Consider the following 15,426-nt stretch of genomic DNA (forward strand, 5'->3'; position numbering starts at 1 on the left):
TGTCGCTGGGAGAATTTTTTTATTATTCTGAAGGCTTCAATGCGGTAGCAAAGTCAATTCGCTTGATGCGGATCGTTAAGTATGTTTGAACCAGCAGCATACTGACAAGCAGAACAAGACTGGCGATCATTAAGCTCTGGAAAGTAATATGAGGCAAATACTGCTGCTGATCAGTGGAAACCATCGCGACATATGCCTTAAGAAACAGCCAACCAGAGGGAAGCCCAAGCAGCCAGCCGACCAAGGTTAATAGAGAAGTTTCTAAAAAAGACAAGGCCAGCACTTCTCGCTGCTTAAAGCCTAAAACCTTTAGCGTGGAGAATTCAATAAAACGTTCGGAAAAGATCAATAAATGACAGTTCAGCATAATGGTTATCCCTAAAGCCAGAGCCGCTAAAATCAATAAAGACACAATCATTAAGATTCCTTCAATCAGTTTTTGGGAATCCTTAAATTGCTGCCGCTTCTCGCTTGTGCTGGCGATCATCGGCATGTCAGTCAATTGATCCTGTTCTCGCAATAATAGACTTTGCGGCTGAAAGGGCTGTTGAAGATTTTTCCAAGTGGTTTGTGAGAAAAACAGTCCTTGCGGAGAAGAGACAGGGACTATTTTTTTGATAAATACGGGAAGCATCTGCTGCTGCAGCTTGATGTAAAGGGTATCACCAATCTGTACCTGCAGTTTTTTTGCCAAGGCTTCAGACAGGCCAATTTGATTCTCTGTGAAGTGTTGCAGGTCTGTTTCTGGCAGATTTAGTTCATTTCCAGCTGATAGAACAAGCGCTGTGGTTGATTGCTCTTCTGAATCCTTTAGTACGGTGATGGTTTGCTGCTCCAGCCATTGATAATCAGAATCGATGTTCTGAACAATCGCATTTCTTTCATCCGAAGGCAAAGCTGTCTTAAAGGTGACTTTCTCCTCGTAATGATAGGTATCACGAAAGACAGAATCCAAAGAAAAATGAATCGAATCCTTTATCCCGAACGCTGCAATCAGCAGAAGCATACAGCCCATCGCCCCAAAAATCCCTAACACCGCACGCCGGCGATTTCTTTGAATATCCCGCAAGGTCCATTGTAAAGAAAATGGAAGATAGGCCCATAGCTTTGTCTTTTCCAGCCAGCTTCGCTTGTAGCGCTGCGTTGTTTGCGACTGTGGGATTTTTGCCGGCAGCTTGCCGCTAAGCGCTCCTATTGGAAGGAGGGTAATCAGCATACTAAGCAGGACAACAAGTGCGACTGCCCAATAGCCGACAGAAGACTCTACCGATAACCAGGCTGGTACAGAAAACTGGTTACCTATAGCGGCGATCAAGGCCGGCGAGAGCAGCTTCGGCCCTAGTATACAGCCGAAACTCGCCCCTAAAAAAGTCACGATCATACTAAAGGAAAGGTAATGGACTAGAAGCGTGCGGCGACGAAAACCTAGTGCCTTCAAGCCTGCGATTTGTACCTGTTGTTGCTTAACGAAGCGTCTCATCGTCGCTTCCATAGTAATCAAGGTCAGGAGTAAGAACAAGCTTGAAAAAAGAAAGGCCAAGCGGCGAACCTGCATCACGCGATCAAAGAAAATCGAGAGCCCGGCATGTTTTTGAGTCTCCGTCAATTGCCCGTAGTCATCTTGCCAAATGGATGCAAGCTCCTTTTCCAACCAAGGCGTGTTGCTGCTAGCTGTTTTCAATAAGAGCTGATGGACTGGATAAAGAGGCAACTGCTCAAAAGTTTCCTGCGATACATAAGCATATCCGCTTTTTTTGTGATTCGGCAACGGCTGATCGTCGCTTCCCGTATGATAGATGAATTCTGGCTGGCGAACGGTTCCTAATATTTTATAGGATTGTTGTTCAATCACAAACGTTTCGCCAAGCTGATAATCACGTGCCCGAAAGAAGTCTTCATCTAGCCAGATCCCTGATTGATTCGAAAGTTTTGCCCCTTGAACTACCTGAGGTTTGCTTATAGAAGAATGATCGAAGGACAAAAGAGTCAATGAAAACTTGTCCGTCTGATACTGTCCGATGGAACGCTTGGCGACCTGTTTAACGTTTTCTAGTTTATTCGTTTGCTGCTCTTTGTCACCGTCGAAACGAGAAACAGATAAAACAGTATCTGCTAATTGACTCTCCTTAACAAATTTCTTTCCAGTAACGTCCATTTGCTGACTAAGGTGGAAGATCCCAGTAAAAATAAACAAACAAATAAAACTCATCAGAAAGACAGAGAGAAAGCTGATCCAGTTTTTACGCAAATCACGAAAGGTTTTTCTTAGCATCACCAGTTCACCTCGTCAATCTCCAAAGGCTGTGGTTGCCAAGTGTTTTTGACAATCGATCCGTCTTTTAAATACAAAACACGATCCGCGATTTTGGCGATCGATGCGTTATGGGTCACGACGATGATCGTATGTCCATGGATGACCGACATTTCTTTCAGCAGGCGCAAGACTTGTTTCCCCGTTTCGCTGTCTAAGGCTCCCGTAGGCTCATCACATAGGATCAGCTGCGGATTTTTGCAGACGGCACGAGCGATAGAGACGCGTTGCTGCTCACCGCCAGAGAGCTCCTGTGGAAAGTTCGTCAGTCGATGAGAGAGCTGAACCTTTTCGAGAATATCCTTTGCTTGAAAAGGATTTTGAGCTATTTTTTGCGCGATAGACACATTTTCCAAGGCAGTTAGGGTGGGGATCAAATTATAAAATTGAAAAATGAATCCCACCTTTTCCCGACGATAATCTGTTAACTCCTTTTCTTTATACTGATGAATCGGTTCCTGCTGGACGAATAATTCACCGCTGGTAGGCTTGTCCATCCCGCCTAAAAGGTTCAACAGGGTGGTTTTACCAGAGCCGCTAGGTCCTAGAATCACGGTGAAATCTCCCTTATTTAGTGAAAAGGACACTTCTTTTAATGCAAGTATTTCGGTCGTAGCTGTTTGATAGTTCTTTTTTAGTTGTTTTGCCTGAATGTACTCCATCTAACCCCTCCAAATTGAACACTGTGTTGTTTTTTTATGATTTATAGTTTAAGCTTGGTTTATGGATGGAACAACGAACAATTCCGTCGTGAATGTTCAAAAGTTAAACAATTCACGAATAAGTGTTCAAAAATTCAACAGATCCGATTAAATAGTTGGAGGAAACGATGTCGAATAAAACAGATCGTACAAGAGCCCATATCATCCAAACTTTTTTTGAGATGATGAATGAAATAGGTTTTGAAAAAATTACAGTTGCCAGTCTATCGAAACGAGCAAAAATCAATCGCGGCACATTTTACCATCACTTTGCTGATAAATATGCGATCTTAGAAGAGGTAGAGGAGGAGATTTTCTCCAATTTTCAGCAAGTTCTAGCGGACCATGTCGGCTGGACAGTAACGGAAAAGATTGATAAATACGGCCGTAATCAAGTGGGAAAGTTTTTCGAGGAAGCCTGTTTAGTGGTTATGAACTTTTTGTATGAACGAAAAGAAACGGCGCAAATACTACTAGGGGATTTCGGGCGCCCGCAGTTCATTGAAAAATTGGAGCGAGCCTATATATCTGAGGTCCAAAAGAAGATCCGTCTGAGTTCAGCGGCGTTTACCGAATTGGAAGAGCTGCAACAGGATTTCATTTATTATGGTGCAATCGCCATTGTTAAGCGATGGATTCGAAACGGGGCGAAGGAGTCACCGGAAGAGATCGCACAAGTCATCTCTAAATGTATGACCTTTCCACCTATCGAGCTTTTTGAAGCGATTGAGCAAGGATAAAAAGATTCATTTTAAATTTTTTATGAGATAACTATTTTAGTTTTGTTGTTATTTTAAAAGTATGAGGCTTTCAGGTTGAAAGGAACAAGAGGATTAGATTGAGCATCGGGTTCTCCACGGAGCAATGGCTAGTAACCGGAATTCAATAAAGGAAGATTTGTTCTTTGACTGAGAATTGATTCGATAACGGTGCATCGAATCGAGCGGATAATTTACCTGAAGCTACAATTTTCGGACGAATAAAAGTGCTAGTTTGTAAAGTGAGAAAAACTTTTTTGGAGAATGTTTTTGTCCGAAAACGTTGTTGTATCAAGCTTAATTAACTTGATAAAGTCTTTTGACAAGGGAAATAGGCCCGATGACAAAGAGTTTTTCTGGCGCCGATCAGCAGAAAGTCATAAGGTGAGGATGAAGGAGCGGATGAAATGAATTTAAGCAAGCAGATTAAGAAATTACGAGAAGGGGCTGGGTACTCCCAAGAGGAGCTATCTGAAAAAATCTATGTTTCGCGTCAAACAATTTCAAATTGGGAGAATGAACGTAGCTATCCGGATATCCATAATCTGTTATTGCTGAGTGTTCTTTTTAACGTGACTTTAGACGAACTTGTCAAAGGAGACGTGGAAACGATGAAAAAAGTGATCAATAAAGATGAGATGAATAAGTACAGTTATATTATGGGAGGGACGATTCTGGCGGCCGCTATTTCTTTTGGACCGGTATGGAAAATCTTCGGGGATAAAGGTCTCTGGATTCCCTTTATTCTTTGGTTGATCGGTATGTGGGCAGCGCTAAAAATTGAAAAAATCAAAAAGGAAAAGAATGTCAAAACGTATAAAGAAATCGTTGCCTATATGGAGAGTGGAGATGTAGAGGAAAAAAGGCAGAAACGAAGCTTTGGGAAAGATTTAGCAACTAAGATACTTATAGTAGTGACATTTACAGCAATAGTATCCGCAATCGTTTTATTGAGTCTTTGGATCTGCGGAATGTTTTAAAAATCTTTTTCATAGCGCCTATAAAGGTTGTCAAATCAGCCTTTTTAGGCTTTTTTTATTTTCCAAATAGTCGCAAAAAAGTTGCTTATTTTTTTATTTTTTCTTTTTATAAAGAATTCGTCTTTTTTTAGTCTCAGCGGTATGATAATTGTAAGAAGTTTTTTTAAAGGAAAGAAAAAGTGAGAGGAAGCGAAATGCCATGAAAAAAATCCAACAAATCAAACCCTTGAGTCAAGTTCAACTGTTCGTGACCAAACGCCCTACGCTGGAGGCAAAAGTGACAAGCTATTTTGAGCACTCAAAAGATGTATCCGCTATCATTCAGTACGCTGTTGCGATCATGGTAAAAAATGCCTTGGTTCTAAGCGATTATTCTTATTTTTTGAAAGACTTGATTCGAGAAATATTTCTGACGGCCGAACCGAGCGACATTTTGCGCAAGAATCTTAGCTATTTCAAACCTTATTTCAAAAGCGGCGAGTTTGATGTGATCATCAAACGGCTGTTTAAAAATAAAAAGGATTATCTGCAATGTTCCAAGGAGGCTCGCCTGATTAGCAAGTATTTACACACTGAAACGGCGGCACCTAATGAGAAATCTGAGTATCATTATCACCTTATTGCCGTATTTAAAGCATCAAACGGCAAGAAACATACGTGGACCTTGAGAGATATTCATCCAGCGGTGGCTCATGAGGAAAATTGTGAACGAACACGTCTTCTATTAAGGTTATTAACCACACTAACACTATTTCAACAAGAAGATGTCCGAAAATTCGCGGAGTTTGTCAAATTTGATTATTTTAAAGCTGCCAATGTCTCCCATTATGAGGAACCGCAAGAGGAAGTTCCAGTTCCAAGTGAAGAACCGAAAGAAAAGGTTACGATTAGGGTGCCTCATGGATTTGATCCAAGAACCTTAAGTGATACAGAGGCTATGGTCTTAATTCAGGCGCACATGCCGGAAGGGAAAACCTTCGATGATATCGAGGTTCTATTTGTCGAGCGTCCAGCCGATCCTGTAGTAGAAAGAGAACCGGTGAGTGTTGTGCCACCGACGATTACTGATTTTGTCCAAGAACAATCCGATCAGGCAGCTGCCCAGAGACCGCTAGAAGAGGAAAGCCCCGTAGCCATTGCCGAACCGCCAAAATACGATACAGCTGTCAAACGATCGTCCAATAATCGCCCGCTTAGTGGTAGGCAGCTATCGGCCCTTAGTTTGATCGAGGCTTGGAAAGGGAATGGGCGGAAAAAATCGAATAAGGGTAGAAAAAAGAAAAACGAGTAATTTTTGCCATCGTCAGTTGGCTTATTTGTGCTAGCGTAAACCGCCAACAACAAGTTTTTTTGCATTCAATGAATCCTTTTCTTTAAAAAAGACGGAGTTGATTCTTATGAATCCAGTGGCGCTTTTACTTAAATTTAAACGTCATTTCAAGATACTTGAAAACATTTAAAACCCCAAAAAACATTTTCATAAAAAAAAGCACTACTAGACAAGTGACTGGTTAAACGTCATGCTATAATTTTTTTATAGGCAAAAAATTTCGAGAAGTTAGTCTAAAAAGGGGCGAAATTATGGGGAATAAATGGGATAAGATGAACAAAGCAAGCGTACCAGAACTCTCTACGATTACAGAGTGGGTGAACGATGAATTATGGAATGATCTTTTGGCATATATGGATACCGCCTATAAAGCGCGGATCAGTATAGAGTATAGCGGCTGCGGTATGGCGCCAGGCTGGAATGTTAAATTCAAAAAAGCAGGGAAAAGCTTGTGCACCCTCTATCCGCAAGAAGGATGGTTCATTGCTTTAGTGGTCATTGGTCAAAAAGAAAAAAGTGAGATGGAAGAAACATTGTGGACCTTTACTGAGTATACCCAAAATCTGTATCGCCAAACCAAAGAAGGCATGGGGCAACGCTGGCTGATGTTTGAGGTGAAGAACGCTGAAATCCTTGAGGACGTGAAGCGGGGAATGCTGCTGCGGCGCAAGGTGAGCTGAGATACAGTAAATGAGAAGAATGATGAAGGGAATCTGTATTCGTGAATGTAGATTCTTTTCATGACGCAGTCGAATAGGAGTTAATAAAATATCGAAACAGAGGATAGAACATGAAAATTGCTATTTGTGAAGATGAGGCTGCAGCAAGAGAGCAGTTGATCTCATTAGTAAATCGCGTATTTGCTGAGATGACCTATAACTTTCGCTGCAGCTCCTTTTCATCAGGAGAAAAGTTAATCGCTTTTTTAAGGGAGAATCCAAGAGAGTTCCATATTTACCTATTAGATATTGAACTATCAGGAATGGACGGACTGGAGGTGGCTCAGCGGATTAGAGAACAGGACCCTGAGGCAATTCTTTTTTTCGTAACGAGCCACGGGGAACTGATGTCAGAAGCTTTTCAGGTAATGGCATTGGGTTATTTAACAAAGCCGATCCAAGAAGAGCAAGTGACAAAAGTTCTTCTTTCAGCAATACATTTACTAGAAAGTCGACGGTCACTGTATTTCTATAAGGTACGAAAGAAAAAACATGCAGTATCTTTGGCTCAAATCGACTATATTGAAAGTCGCGGTCGGAAAGTTATCCTGCATATGTCCGATGGTGAGGAAAGAACGCATTACGGCACACTTAAGGAAGTAGAAGAACAGATCACCAGTATGATATTTGCCCGGGCTCATAAGTCCTATTTTGTTAATCTCGAACACATTCGGTCAGTAGATAGTTGGCATATTCTCTTGTCAAACGGAGTGGAACTTAAAATAAGCGGCACCTATCATCATGCCTTTAACAAAGCATATCGCCGATTTGTTTTACTAAAAAGGAAAAAGGAGTGAGTTTGTGGTCCTGAGGTTATTCTGGTCTTTTTTAACGAATACAATGACTATTGGAGCCGCGTATTTATTCGCTTCTTCTTTTTTAAAGAAAAAAGAAGGCTGGTCAATAAATAAAACAGTCGGCTTATTTATTTTGGTTGGAGCAATATCTAGTTTGTTCACGTATTTTCTTTTGAATTACTATCATGCCCCTGCGATGCTCCGGATCGTATTGCTCTCTCTTCGAACCGGCATTTATTTTTGGCTGGCGTTATTTCCTTATGAAGGACAATTTTTTAAGAAAATCTACCTCGTGCTTTTTTTGATCATGATCGCAGGAATTGCTGAATTAATAGGAATTCTATTTTATTTACGACAAAATGAAAGCAATACGTTTCAAAATATGGGTGTCTCCGATATGAATTGTACGTATCTCATTTCTTGCGTGGTTATGTACACGTTCATCCTTCTCTTCAACTATTTTCGTAAGAAGAGACAGGTAGATGTGAAGAAGCCGATCGGTCTCTATCTTTTAGAAATGATGATTCCGGCCAGCAGCAGCTTAACAGTGGCTATCGCTTATTTATTTCTAGATACCAAAGGGTTAATCGTTATTTTTTTCTTTGCTCTTATTATTAATATTATAGGGTATCTACTGTTTGACCGACTAGAAAAGTATTATGAAATGAATCAGATTTATGCGTTAAAAGAGCAGCAAAATCGACAGCGTGAAGAGTATTATCAGCAAGTAGAAAGAAGTCAGAATGAGATTCGTACCATGAAGCATGATCTGAAAAATCAATTGATCGCGATTAGCGGGCTATTTTCAGATAGTAAGCTGAAGAAGGACAATCCTTTACAGCCGCTTATCCAGCAACTTTCTAATAATATGGCCTATGATTTCACCGCTCATGCTGAAGTAAATGCGATTCTTGCTTCGAAATACCGTCAGGCTGAATACGAAGGGATTCATTGTCAGTGGGAGGTTCATTTTCCTGCGTCCCTTCAAATAGAGGCCATTGATTTAGCGGTCTTATTAGGAAATATTCTTGATAATGCCATGGATGCTTGTCGCTATTGTAAGACCTCTCCGTATATTCAATTACAGATTGTTTATTATGATGCTTTGTTAATTATCGAGTGTGAAAACAGTACAGACGGAGAAAGTTCCCAACTGAGCACTCGAAAAATGGACAAAAAAAATCATGGCCTAGGGATGGGAAGCATCCGCTCTGTTGTAGAAAAATATTCTGGAGAGATGCAGTATTCTTTTTTTAAGGATCGTTTCCAGATAGAAATGACCTTGTTCGAGGGAGCTATTTCTGATTCATGACCGAAAACCTGATTGTTTTTGACAAGTAGAACGAACGTGCATTGTCCCAGCAATTTAACCTTGCTACAATAATTTCATCCCTTTAAGAAGTGTTTTTTTCTATCTTCGGAGTGACAGATAAAAAAGCGATTGATTAGGTGAATTGGGATAACTTGTTGAAAATGATTCTAGGTTCTGATCCTTCAGTCTAGAGGGATTTCTTTACCTTAGAAAGGAAGGGCACATTTATGACAAAGCAAATGGCTACAAACATCGCTTCTATTGCCATGGCGATTTCTGCGATTACCTGTATTTATGCAGTTTATCAAGGGATGGACGTACTGCCAGCTATTGGCATGCTGCTATGTACATCCGTCATCTATTTGGTGAATCGAAGTGCAAAAAAGACTAGAAATTAGTTATTCAGTCATTAATGCGTATTACCAGTAGAAAATGCCAGCGATTTATTTGAATAAGAAAAGGAGAAAAATATGAAAGATGAAACCTGTCCAGTTTGCAACAGCAAGGAAATGAAAACAGGAAAGCTTACAGGGGTTGCGAGTGTACAATCATTAAACGCGCGTACCGGACTCGGCGGCTCTGAGCTGCAGCTAACATTTTGCGCAAACTGCGGAGAAGTAGTGAGACTCAATGTACTGAACCCAGAAGAAATTGATTCATTATAGAGACAACAATGACTCAGGAGAACGGTTGAATGAAGGATATAAAAAATAAACAGGCAGCGTTCAGGCGCGCTAGTATTTACTTGATACTAACAACGGGTGTGTGTCTGTTAGTCGGAGGAATTGCTATTGCGGCTCCGAAGAAAGCAGGTGCAGAGCTATTCCTTGTTTTGCAAAAGATATTTACCGCGATTCCGGTACTGGCAGTTGTGGTTACACGGTTTATTACCAAGGACACGTCTAGTTGGAACTTGAATCTTAAGGTTTGGAAACAAGGAAGGGTGCTTCTTTTTAGTGCCTTGATGCCAGGGTTAGCGGTGTTGATAGGTGCGGGTATTTATTACGTGTTTTATCCAGAGGAACTAGTAGTAAACGCCCAAGCACTGCTTGATTTTTGTGCGCAATATGGGTTGCCTGATATTTATACTGTGAACGCAGGGACGATAGTGATCATTGCCTTAGTCCTGTGGCTGCTTTCTATTGTGGCTGTTCCGATCCATTTGCTTGAATTAGGTGAAGAAATTGGGTGGCGTGGGTATTTATTGCCACTATTTACAGAATTGATGAGCGTCAGAAAAGCTGTACTTTTCAGCAATATTTTTTGGGGAATCACCCATGCACCGCTCATTTATTTTGGTTTTAATTATGGCGATCATTACTTCGGTGCTCCCTATAGTGGGATTTTTATGATGACCCTATTTTGTGTCAGTATTGGGATTTGGATGTCCTTTGTCCAATTAAAAACGAATAATTGTATGTATGCAGCGATTATTCATGGGGCAGTCAACGTGGCGGCTGACATGCAAATCCTCTCTCTAGCCATGAATCGGCCGCTGTTAGGCCCTGCGCCCACAGGGATACTCGGGATGAGTGTAATTCTAGGACTGGCGATTTACCTCTTTTCTTTTAAGCTGAAAAATGGTTTGTCTCAAACCAATCATTGACAGCCGATTTTCAGAAGAAAGCGCATGATTATTAAAGACTAAAAAAGTATCCTAAAGTTGAAATCAATTTTTAGGATACTTTTTTTGTATTTGAAAAAAAGAAGTACTATTCAATTTTAAAGTAAGCCTTAACGCTAGTCTCGTCATCTTTTAGGAAAACAAGGGTTTTATTGGTGTCTTTTTTGTTCACGCCTTTAGCTTCTTCTATACTTTGCTGCGCTTCTTCTAAAGAAGGAAATTCTTCCATATGAATTTTTTCACCATACTCTTTTTTGAGCAATTGAATTGTACTTTTCCTATCAACAATTGATACTTTTTTGATGTTGCTGTTTTCATCTCTTTTAATTTTTAAGGAAACTTGTTCATCGAAACTAGTGTTTATATGTGGGGCCTGCAGGAGCGTCGTTGCGGTGCCGTCTGGTAAGGTGTCGATGATTTCTTCGACGAACCAATCTTTATAGTAATAGACGCTATTATCTGATTCCCAGTCTTTTTCTAAAATTGTTGAATAGTCTGAAAAATCATAATGTGTGATTGTTTGTTCTTCTGGCTGGTGATTGTTCTGGAGCATGAAAACTATAAATAGTGTGAAAGAAAAAATGATGACGATCAATGAAAGGATGATTTTCTTAAAGAGGTGATTTGTTTTTGTCTGATCCGTCATCGTGGCGATTAATCTGTCGTCCTCGTTGATCAATTGATCGATCGTAATGTCATAAAGCTCACTCAATGAAACTAAGATGCTTATATCCGGGTACGTTCGATTGATTTCCCAGCTTGAGATTGTTGATCGTGAGACATTTAAGATAGTGGATAGTTCTTCTTGCGTGTATCCATGTGCAACCCGAAGCTCTTTAAGCTTACTGCCTATTTTCAAGAAATCTCCTCCTGATAAATTTATATTTGGTTAAGCTCAGTCTACAGGATTTCTAATTGACCATAAAGATACTTTTTGTAACACTTGGTTCTTTACGATTTGTGACAATATGTAGCAGAGAAAATGGACCAATCTGGAAGTAAAATCATTGGAGCTCTTAAATAGAAGAAGGGCAGAAGGTCTTTTACTTATTTTGAGAGATGAGGAAATGATTGATAGCTTTAAGATAGAAAACTCGTTTTTGTAAGAAACATTGAAAATTTCAGACAAGAATTCAAATTACAGTGAAATTAATTTAGAATTAGGCTTTTATCATATAAGGACATCTGTTATAATTGTCATCACATCTTGATGATGGGTAGCGGCTTGTTTACAATGCGCTTTACTGCTAAAGAGCTAGCCATCCTTAAGTTGGATTTAATTTTATAAAATGAAAAAGGAGAGAATAAGTATGACGATTTACAATTTTTCTGCAGGTCCCGCAGTACTACCGAAAGCTGTGTTGGAGATCGCACAGTCCGAGATGCTTAATTACAAAAATAGCGGCATGTCGGTGATGGAGCTGAGTCATCGTTCCTCCTTATTTGAAGAAATCATTCAATCAGCCGAAAGCTTGCTAAGAGAGCTGATGGCGATTCCAGATAATTACAAGGTCTTATTCTTACAAGGCGGTGCGAGCTTACAGTTTACGATGGTACCGTTGAACTTGGCGCAAGGGAAAAAAGCCTTATATGTCAGTACTGGTTCATGGTCTAAGAAAGCTATTAGTGCAGCTAAGGCCCTTGACAATGTGGAGGTTGAAGTCATCGCCTCTAGTGAGGATAAGAATTTCACCTATATTCCAGAACTGCCGGAAGCTGTCGATCAAGACGCAGCCTACGTGCATATTACAACGAATAATACAATTGAAGGAACGGCATATGCTAAGATTCCATCATTCGGCAACGTCCCAGTCGTGGCTGACATGTCATCAAATATTTTAGCCAATGATTACAAAGTAGAAGACTTCGGTGTGATTTATGCTGGTGCACAGAAAAATATTGGACCGGCTGGATTGACTGTTGTCATCATTCGTGAAGACTTGCTCAATCAAGAGGCGATTTTCTCACCAATGCTGGATTATGCGTTACAAGCGAAAAACAATTCTCTTTATAATACACCACCGACTTATGCTATTTATATCGCGAAGTTGGTTTTGGAATGGGTGAAAGAACAAGGCGGCGTGGCAGGGATCACTGAAAAGGATCAGCAAAAATCTCAGCTTCTGTATGATGCGATTGAAAAATCCGCTCTATTCAAGAGTCCAGTCGAAAAAGCGAGTCGTTCAATTACAAACATTCCATTTGTTACAGGTGATGAAGCCTTAGACAAAGCCTTCAATCAAGCAGCTTTAGTTGAAGGATTTGAAAACTTGAAGGGACACCGTTCTGTTGGCGGAATGCGGGCGAGTCTATACAATGCCTTCCCGATTGAGGGCGTTGAAGCATTAGTCGCGTTCATGGCGAAGTTTGAAAAGGAAAATGGAGGGAATTAAATGTTTCAGATTAAAACATTCAACGCGATCGCTCCTGAAGGAATGGCGCGTTTTGATAAAGAAAATTACCGTATTAACGAAAGTGAAGAGCCAGACGGCATTATTTTGCGCAGCCAAAAGCTCCATGATTATGATTTTCCACAATCAGTCTTAGCCGTTGCCCGTGCAGGTGCTGGGACGAACAACATTCCAGTCAAAGAATGTACAGAAAAGGGAATCGTTGTCTTTAATACCCCAGGTGCCAATGCTAATGCGGTAAAAGAATTAGTCGTAGCGAGCCTGCTGCTGTCCGTTCGTCCGATGGTTCAAGGAATCGAGTGGGTGCAAACTTTAGAAGGCGCAAATGTGGACGAACAAGCAGAAGCGCAAAAATCGCAGTTTGCCGGAACCGAATTGGAAGGCAAAAAACTAGGCGTTATCGGTTTAGGCTCAATTGGCGCGATGGTTGCCAACGACGCGTACCGTTTGGGCATGGAAGTAACGGGGTATGATCCGTATGTTTCTGTGGATACGGCTTGGAGCATTTCTCGTCGAGTGAAACGGGCGAAGGACTTGAAGGAAGTCTTGACTAATTGTGACTTTGTGACGATTCACGTACCGTTAACAGAGGCTACACGTCACCTAATCGGCACAGAAGAACTGATGCAAATGAAGAAAACGGCGCACCTGTTGAATTTTGCTCGTGGTGAGATCGTGGATACAGATGCGGTAGTGAAGGCGGTCAATGAAGAGCGAATCGCTGGTTTTACGACGGATTTTGCGGAAGAAAAATTACTGCATAACGATAAAATTACTGTGCTGCCTCACTTAGGCGCGTCAACCGAGGAAGCAGAAGTAAACTGTGCGAAAATGGCCGCGCGGGGCTTGAAGCGTTTCTTGGAAACAGGTGTTATCAAACGTTCTGTCAATTTCCCAAATGTCGAAATGGCCTTTGAATCGCCTTATCGAATCACGATCATCAATAAAAATGTGCCAAACATGTTGGGGTTGATTGCCTCAGATATCGCTTCTTTAGAGGTGAATATTGACAACATGGTGAACCGCGGGAAAGATGACTTCGCCTATACCTTAGTGGATGTTTCAGAGACGAACCCAGACAAAATTGCTGCGATTGTTGAGAAATTAAGTCAAAATGAAGGCATTATCCGGGTTCGAGCAATCCAGCGGGATGAGGAGAGTGAATTTTAATGGTACAAGCTCATCCTTTTAAAGGAATTCGTCCGGCGAAAGATTTGGCTGATAAGGTAGCGGCATTGCCCTACGATGTGGTGAATTCCCAGGAAGCTAAAGATTTAGCAGCAGATAATCCTTACAGCTATTTTCATATCGATAAAGCCGAGATTGATTTGCCGGCGGAGCTTTCGCCTTACGACCAGCAGGTTTATCAAAAAGCGGCTGATAACTTAGCCATGTTTTTAGAGAAAGGCTGGTTGTTCAAGGAAGACGCAGACTATTTCTACTTATATGAATTGGTGATGGATGGCCGCAGCCAAACTGGGATCGTGGCCTGTACAGCCATCAGCGACTATATCGATGAAAAAATCAAGAAGCACGAGTTTACGCGCCATGAAAAAGAAATCGATCGAATGAACCACATTCGTACCTGTGATGCCAATACGAGTCCGATTTTCTTGAGTTATCGTCCGCAGGAAGAAATTCAAGCCATCATCAAAAACTGGCAGAAAGAACATGCACCTGTCTACGACTTCACCAGCTACCACGAGGTGACGCATCGGGTTTGGGTGGTGGATCAAAAAGCGACCATTGAAAAATTGACGGCGCTATTTACAGCTGTGGATGCTTTGTATATCGCAGACGGGCATCATCGCACCGAATCAGCAGTGAAGATCGGTTTGGAAAAACGAGAATCTGGCGAGCAAAATCCTGAGACAGAACAGTTCTTATCGATTATTTTCCCAGAGGATGAGTTAGCCATTTGGGAGTACAACCGCGTGTTGAAAACTGCGCCACCCGCTGACTTCATGGAGCGTTTGAGTGAAAATTATCAGGTCGAAAAAACAGGTGTCAAAAAGCCTGTTAAAGCCGGCGATTGCCAGCTATACGACGGAGCTGATTGGTATACACTAAGCATCAAAGCGGAGAAGGTTCCCAATGATCCAGTGGAAAAACTGGATGTGGCCTTGCTGCAGAAATATGTTCTCGAAGACATCTTTGGGATCATGGATATTCGTACCGATAAGCGCATCGATTTTGTTGGCGGGATTCGTGGAACCGAGGAGTTGGAAAAACTAGTTGATTCCGGCAATTGGAAACTAGCCTTCTCAATGTATCCAACGCAAATGACTGATCTTTTAGATGTGGCCGATGCGAAGAAAATCATGCCGCCGAAATCGACATGGTTTGAACCAAAACTTTTAAGCGGCTTGTTCCTGCATGATTTAGAAACAAAATAACCGTTGAACTCTCGAATCTTTCGAGAGTTTTTTCTTTTTCACAATATTGTGTTGTTGACTATGATGTGTATCACACAGTATAATAGA

Annotated in this window: 15 protein-coding genes; 12 read left to right on the forward strand and 3 right to left on the reverse strand. The window is 41.2% G+C overall.

All coding sequences use genetic code 11. The features are described from left to right. Positions 1–22 precede the first annotated feature (22 nt). Positions 23–2,272, reverse strand: coding sequence for an FtsX-like permease family protein (locus IGI50_RS17295; RefSeq protein ID WP_438778433.1), 2,250 nt, complete (start codon positions 2,270–2,272; stop codon positions 23–25). Then, positions 2,272–2,973 (reverse strand): ABC transporter ATP-binding protein, encoded by a 702-nt coding sequence (locus tag IGI50_RS17300; protein WP_438777865.1) that lies wholly within the window; start codon positions 2,971–2,973, stop codon positions 2,272–2,274. The genes IGI50_RS17295 and IGI50_RS17300 overlap by 1 nt, the downstream gene beginning before the upstream one ends. A gap of 167 nt (positions 2,974–3,140) precedes the next feature. Here IGI50_RS17300 and IGI50_RS17305 point away from each other — a divergent pair, with 167 nt between their 5' ends. The 9 genes from IGI50_RS17305 (at position 3,141) to IGI50_RS17345 (ending at position 10,514) form a co-directional block, all read left to right on the forward strand. Next, on the forward strand, positions 3,141–3,752 hold the full coding sequence (locus IGI50_RS17305) for a TetR/AcrR family transcriptional regulator (protein ID WP_218257570.1): 612 nt from the start codon (positions 3,141–3,143) through the stop codon (positions 3,750–3,752). 425 nt (positions 3,753–4,177) lie between these two features. After that, the gene (locus tag IGI50_RS17310; RefSeq protein WP_438777867.1) at positions 4,178–4,750 is read left to right on the forward strand and encodes a helix-turn-helix domain-containing protein; all 573 of its coding nucleotides are present in this window, start codon (positions 4,178–4,180) and stop codon (positions 4,748–4,750) included. Between the two features lie 199 nt (positions 4,751–4,949). Beyond that, on the forward strand, positions 4,950–6,041 hold the full coding sequence (locus IGI50_RS17315) for a hypothetical protein (protein ID WP_438777869.1): 1,092 nt from the start codon (positions 4,950–4,952) through the stop codon (positions 6,039–6,041). 290 nt (positions 6,042–6,331) lie between these two features. Beyond that, positions 6,332–6,760, forward strand: coding sequence for a DUF3788 domain-containing protein (locus tag IGI50_RS17320; protein ID WP_438777871.1), 429 nt, complete (start codon positions 6,332–6,334; stop codon positions 6,758–6,760). 110 nt (positions 6,761–6,870) lie between these two features. After that, on the forward strand, positions 6,871–7,596 hold the full coding sequence (locus IGI50_RS17325) for a LytR/AlgR family response regulator transcription factor (protein ID WP_438777873.1): 726 nt from the start codon (positions 6,871–6,873) through the stop codon (positions 7,594–7,596). 4 nt (positions 7,597–7,600) lie between these two features. Further along, the gene (locus IGI50_RS17330) at positions 7,601–8,908 is read left to right on the forward strand and encodes a sensor histidine kinase (protein ID WP_438777875.1); all 1,308 of its coding nucleotides are present in this window, start codon (positions 7,601–7,603) and stop codon (positions 8,906–8,908) included. A gap of 227 nt (positions 8,909–9,135) precedes the next feature. Then, positions 9,136–9,306 carry a hypothetical protein gene (locus tag IGI50_RS17335; RefSeq protein ID WP_438777877.1) on the forward strand — a complete coding sequence of 57 codons (171 nt, stop codon included), beginning with the start codon at positions 9,136–9,138 and terminating at the stop codon, positions 9,304–9,306. Positions 9,307–9,378: 72 nt separating this feature from the next. Next, the gene (locus tag IGI50_RS17340; protein ID WP_438777879.1) at positions 9,379–9,573 is read left to right on the forward strand and encodes a hypothetical protein; all 195 of its coding nucleotides are present in this window, start codon (positions 9,379–9,381) and stop codon (positions 9,571–9,573) included. A 29-nt stretch (positions 9,574–9,602) separates the two neighbouring features. After that, on the forward strand, positions 9,603–10,514 hold the full coding sequence (locus tag IGI50_RS17345) for a CPBP family intramembrane glutamic endopeptidase (protein WP_438777881.1): 912 nt from the start codon (positions 9,603–9,605) through the stop codon (positions 10,512–10,514). 106 nt (positions 10,515–10,620) lie between these two features. Here the strand turns inward: IGI50_RS17345 and IGI50_RS17350 are convergent, their stop codons facing one another. Then, the gene (locus tag IGI50_RS17350) at positions 10,621–11,391 is read right to left on the reverse strand and encodes a helix-turn-helix domain-containing protein (protein WP_438777882.1); all 771 of its coding nucleotides are present in this window, start codon (positions 11,389–11,391) and stop codon (positions 10,621–10,623) included. A 451-nt stretch (positions 11,392–11,842) separates the two neighbouring features. On the opposite strand from IGI50_RS17350, the gene serC reads away from it, so the two are divergent. The 3 genes from serC to IGI50_RS17365 are packed head-to-tail and all read left to right on the forward strand — an operon-like array spanning position 11,843 to position 15,339. Then, positions 11,843–12,925: a 3-phosphoserine/phosphohydroxythreonine transaminase gene (gene serC / locus IGI50_RS17355; protein WP_438777884.1), complete on the forward strand. Its 1,083-nt coding sequence runs from the start codon at positions 11,843–11,845 to the stop codon at positions 12,923–12,925. Next, positions 12,926–14,113: a 3-phosphoglycerate dehydrogenase family protein gene (locus tag IGI50_RS17360; RefSeq protein WP_438777885.1), complete on the forward strand. Its 1,188-nt coding sequence runs from the start codon at positions 12,926–12,928 to the stop codon at positions 14,111–14,113. It abuts the gene before it with no gap. Continuing rightward, entirely contained in the window at positions 14,113–15,339 is a 1,227-nt protein-coding gene (locus tag IGI50_RS17365; RefSeq protein ID WP_438777887.1) for a DUF1015 domain-containing protein, read from the forward strand. Before IGI50_RS17360 ends, IGI50_RS17365 begins: the two co-directional genes overlap by 1 nt. Positions 15,340–15,426: the final 87 nt, after the last annotated feature.

This window comes from Enterococcus sp. DIV0170 (assembly GCF_051710765.1).
GTDB lineage: Bacteria > Bacillota > Bacilli > Lactobacillales > Enterococcaceae > Enterococcus_A > Enterococcus_A raffinosus.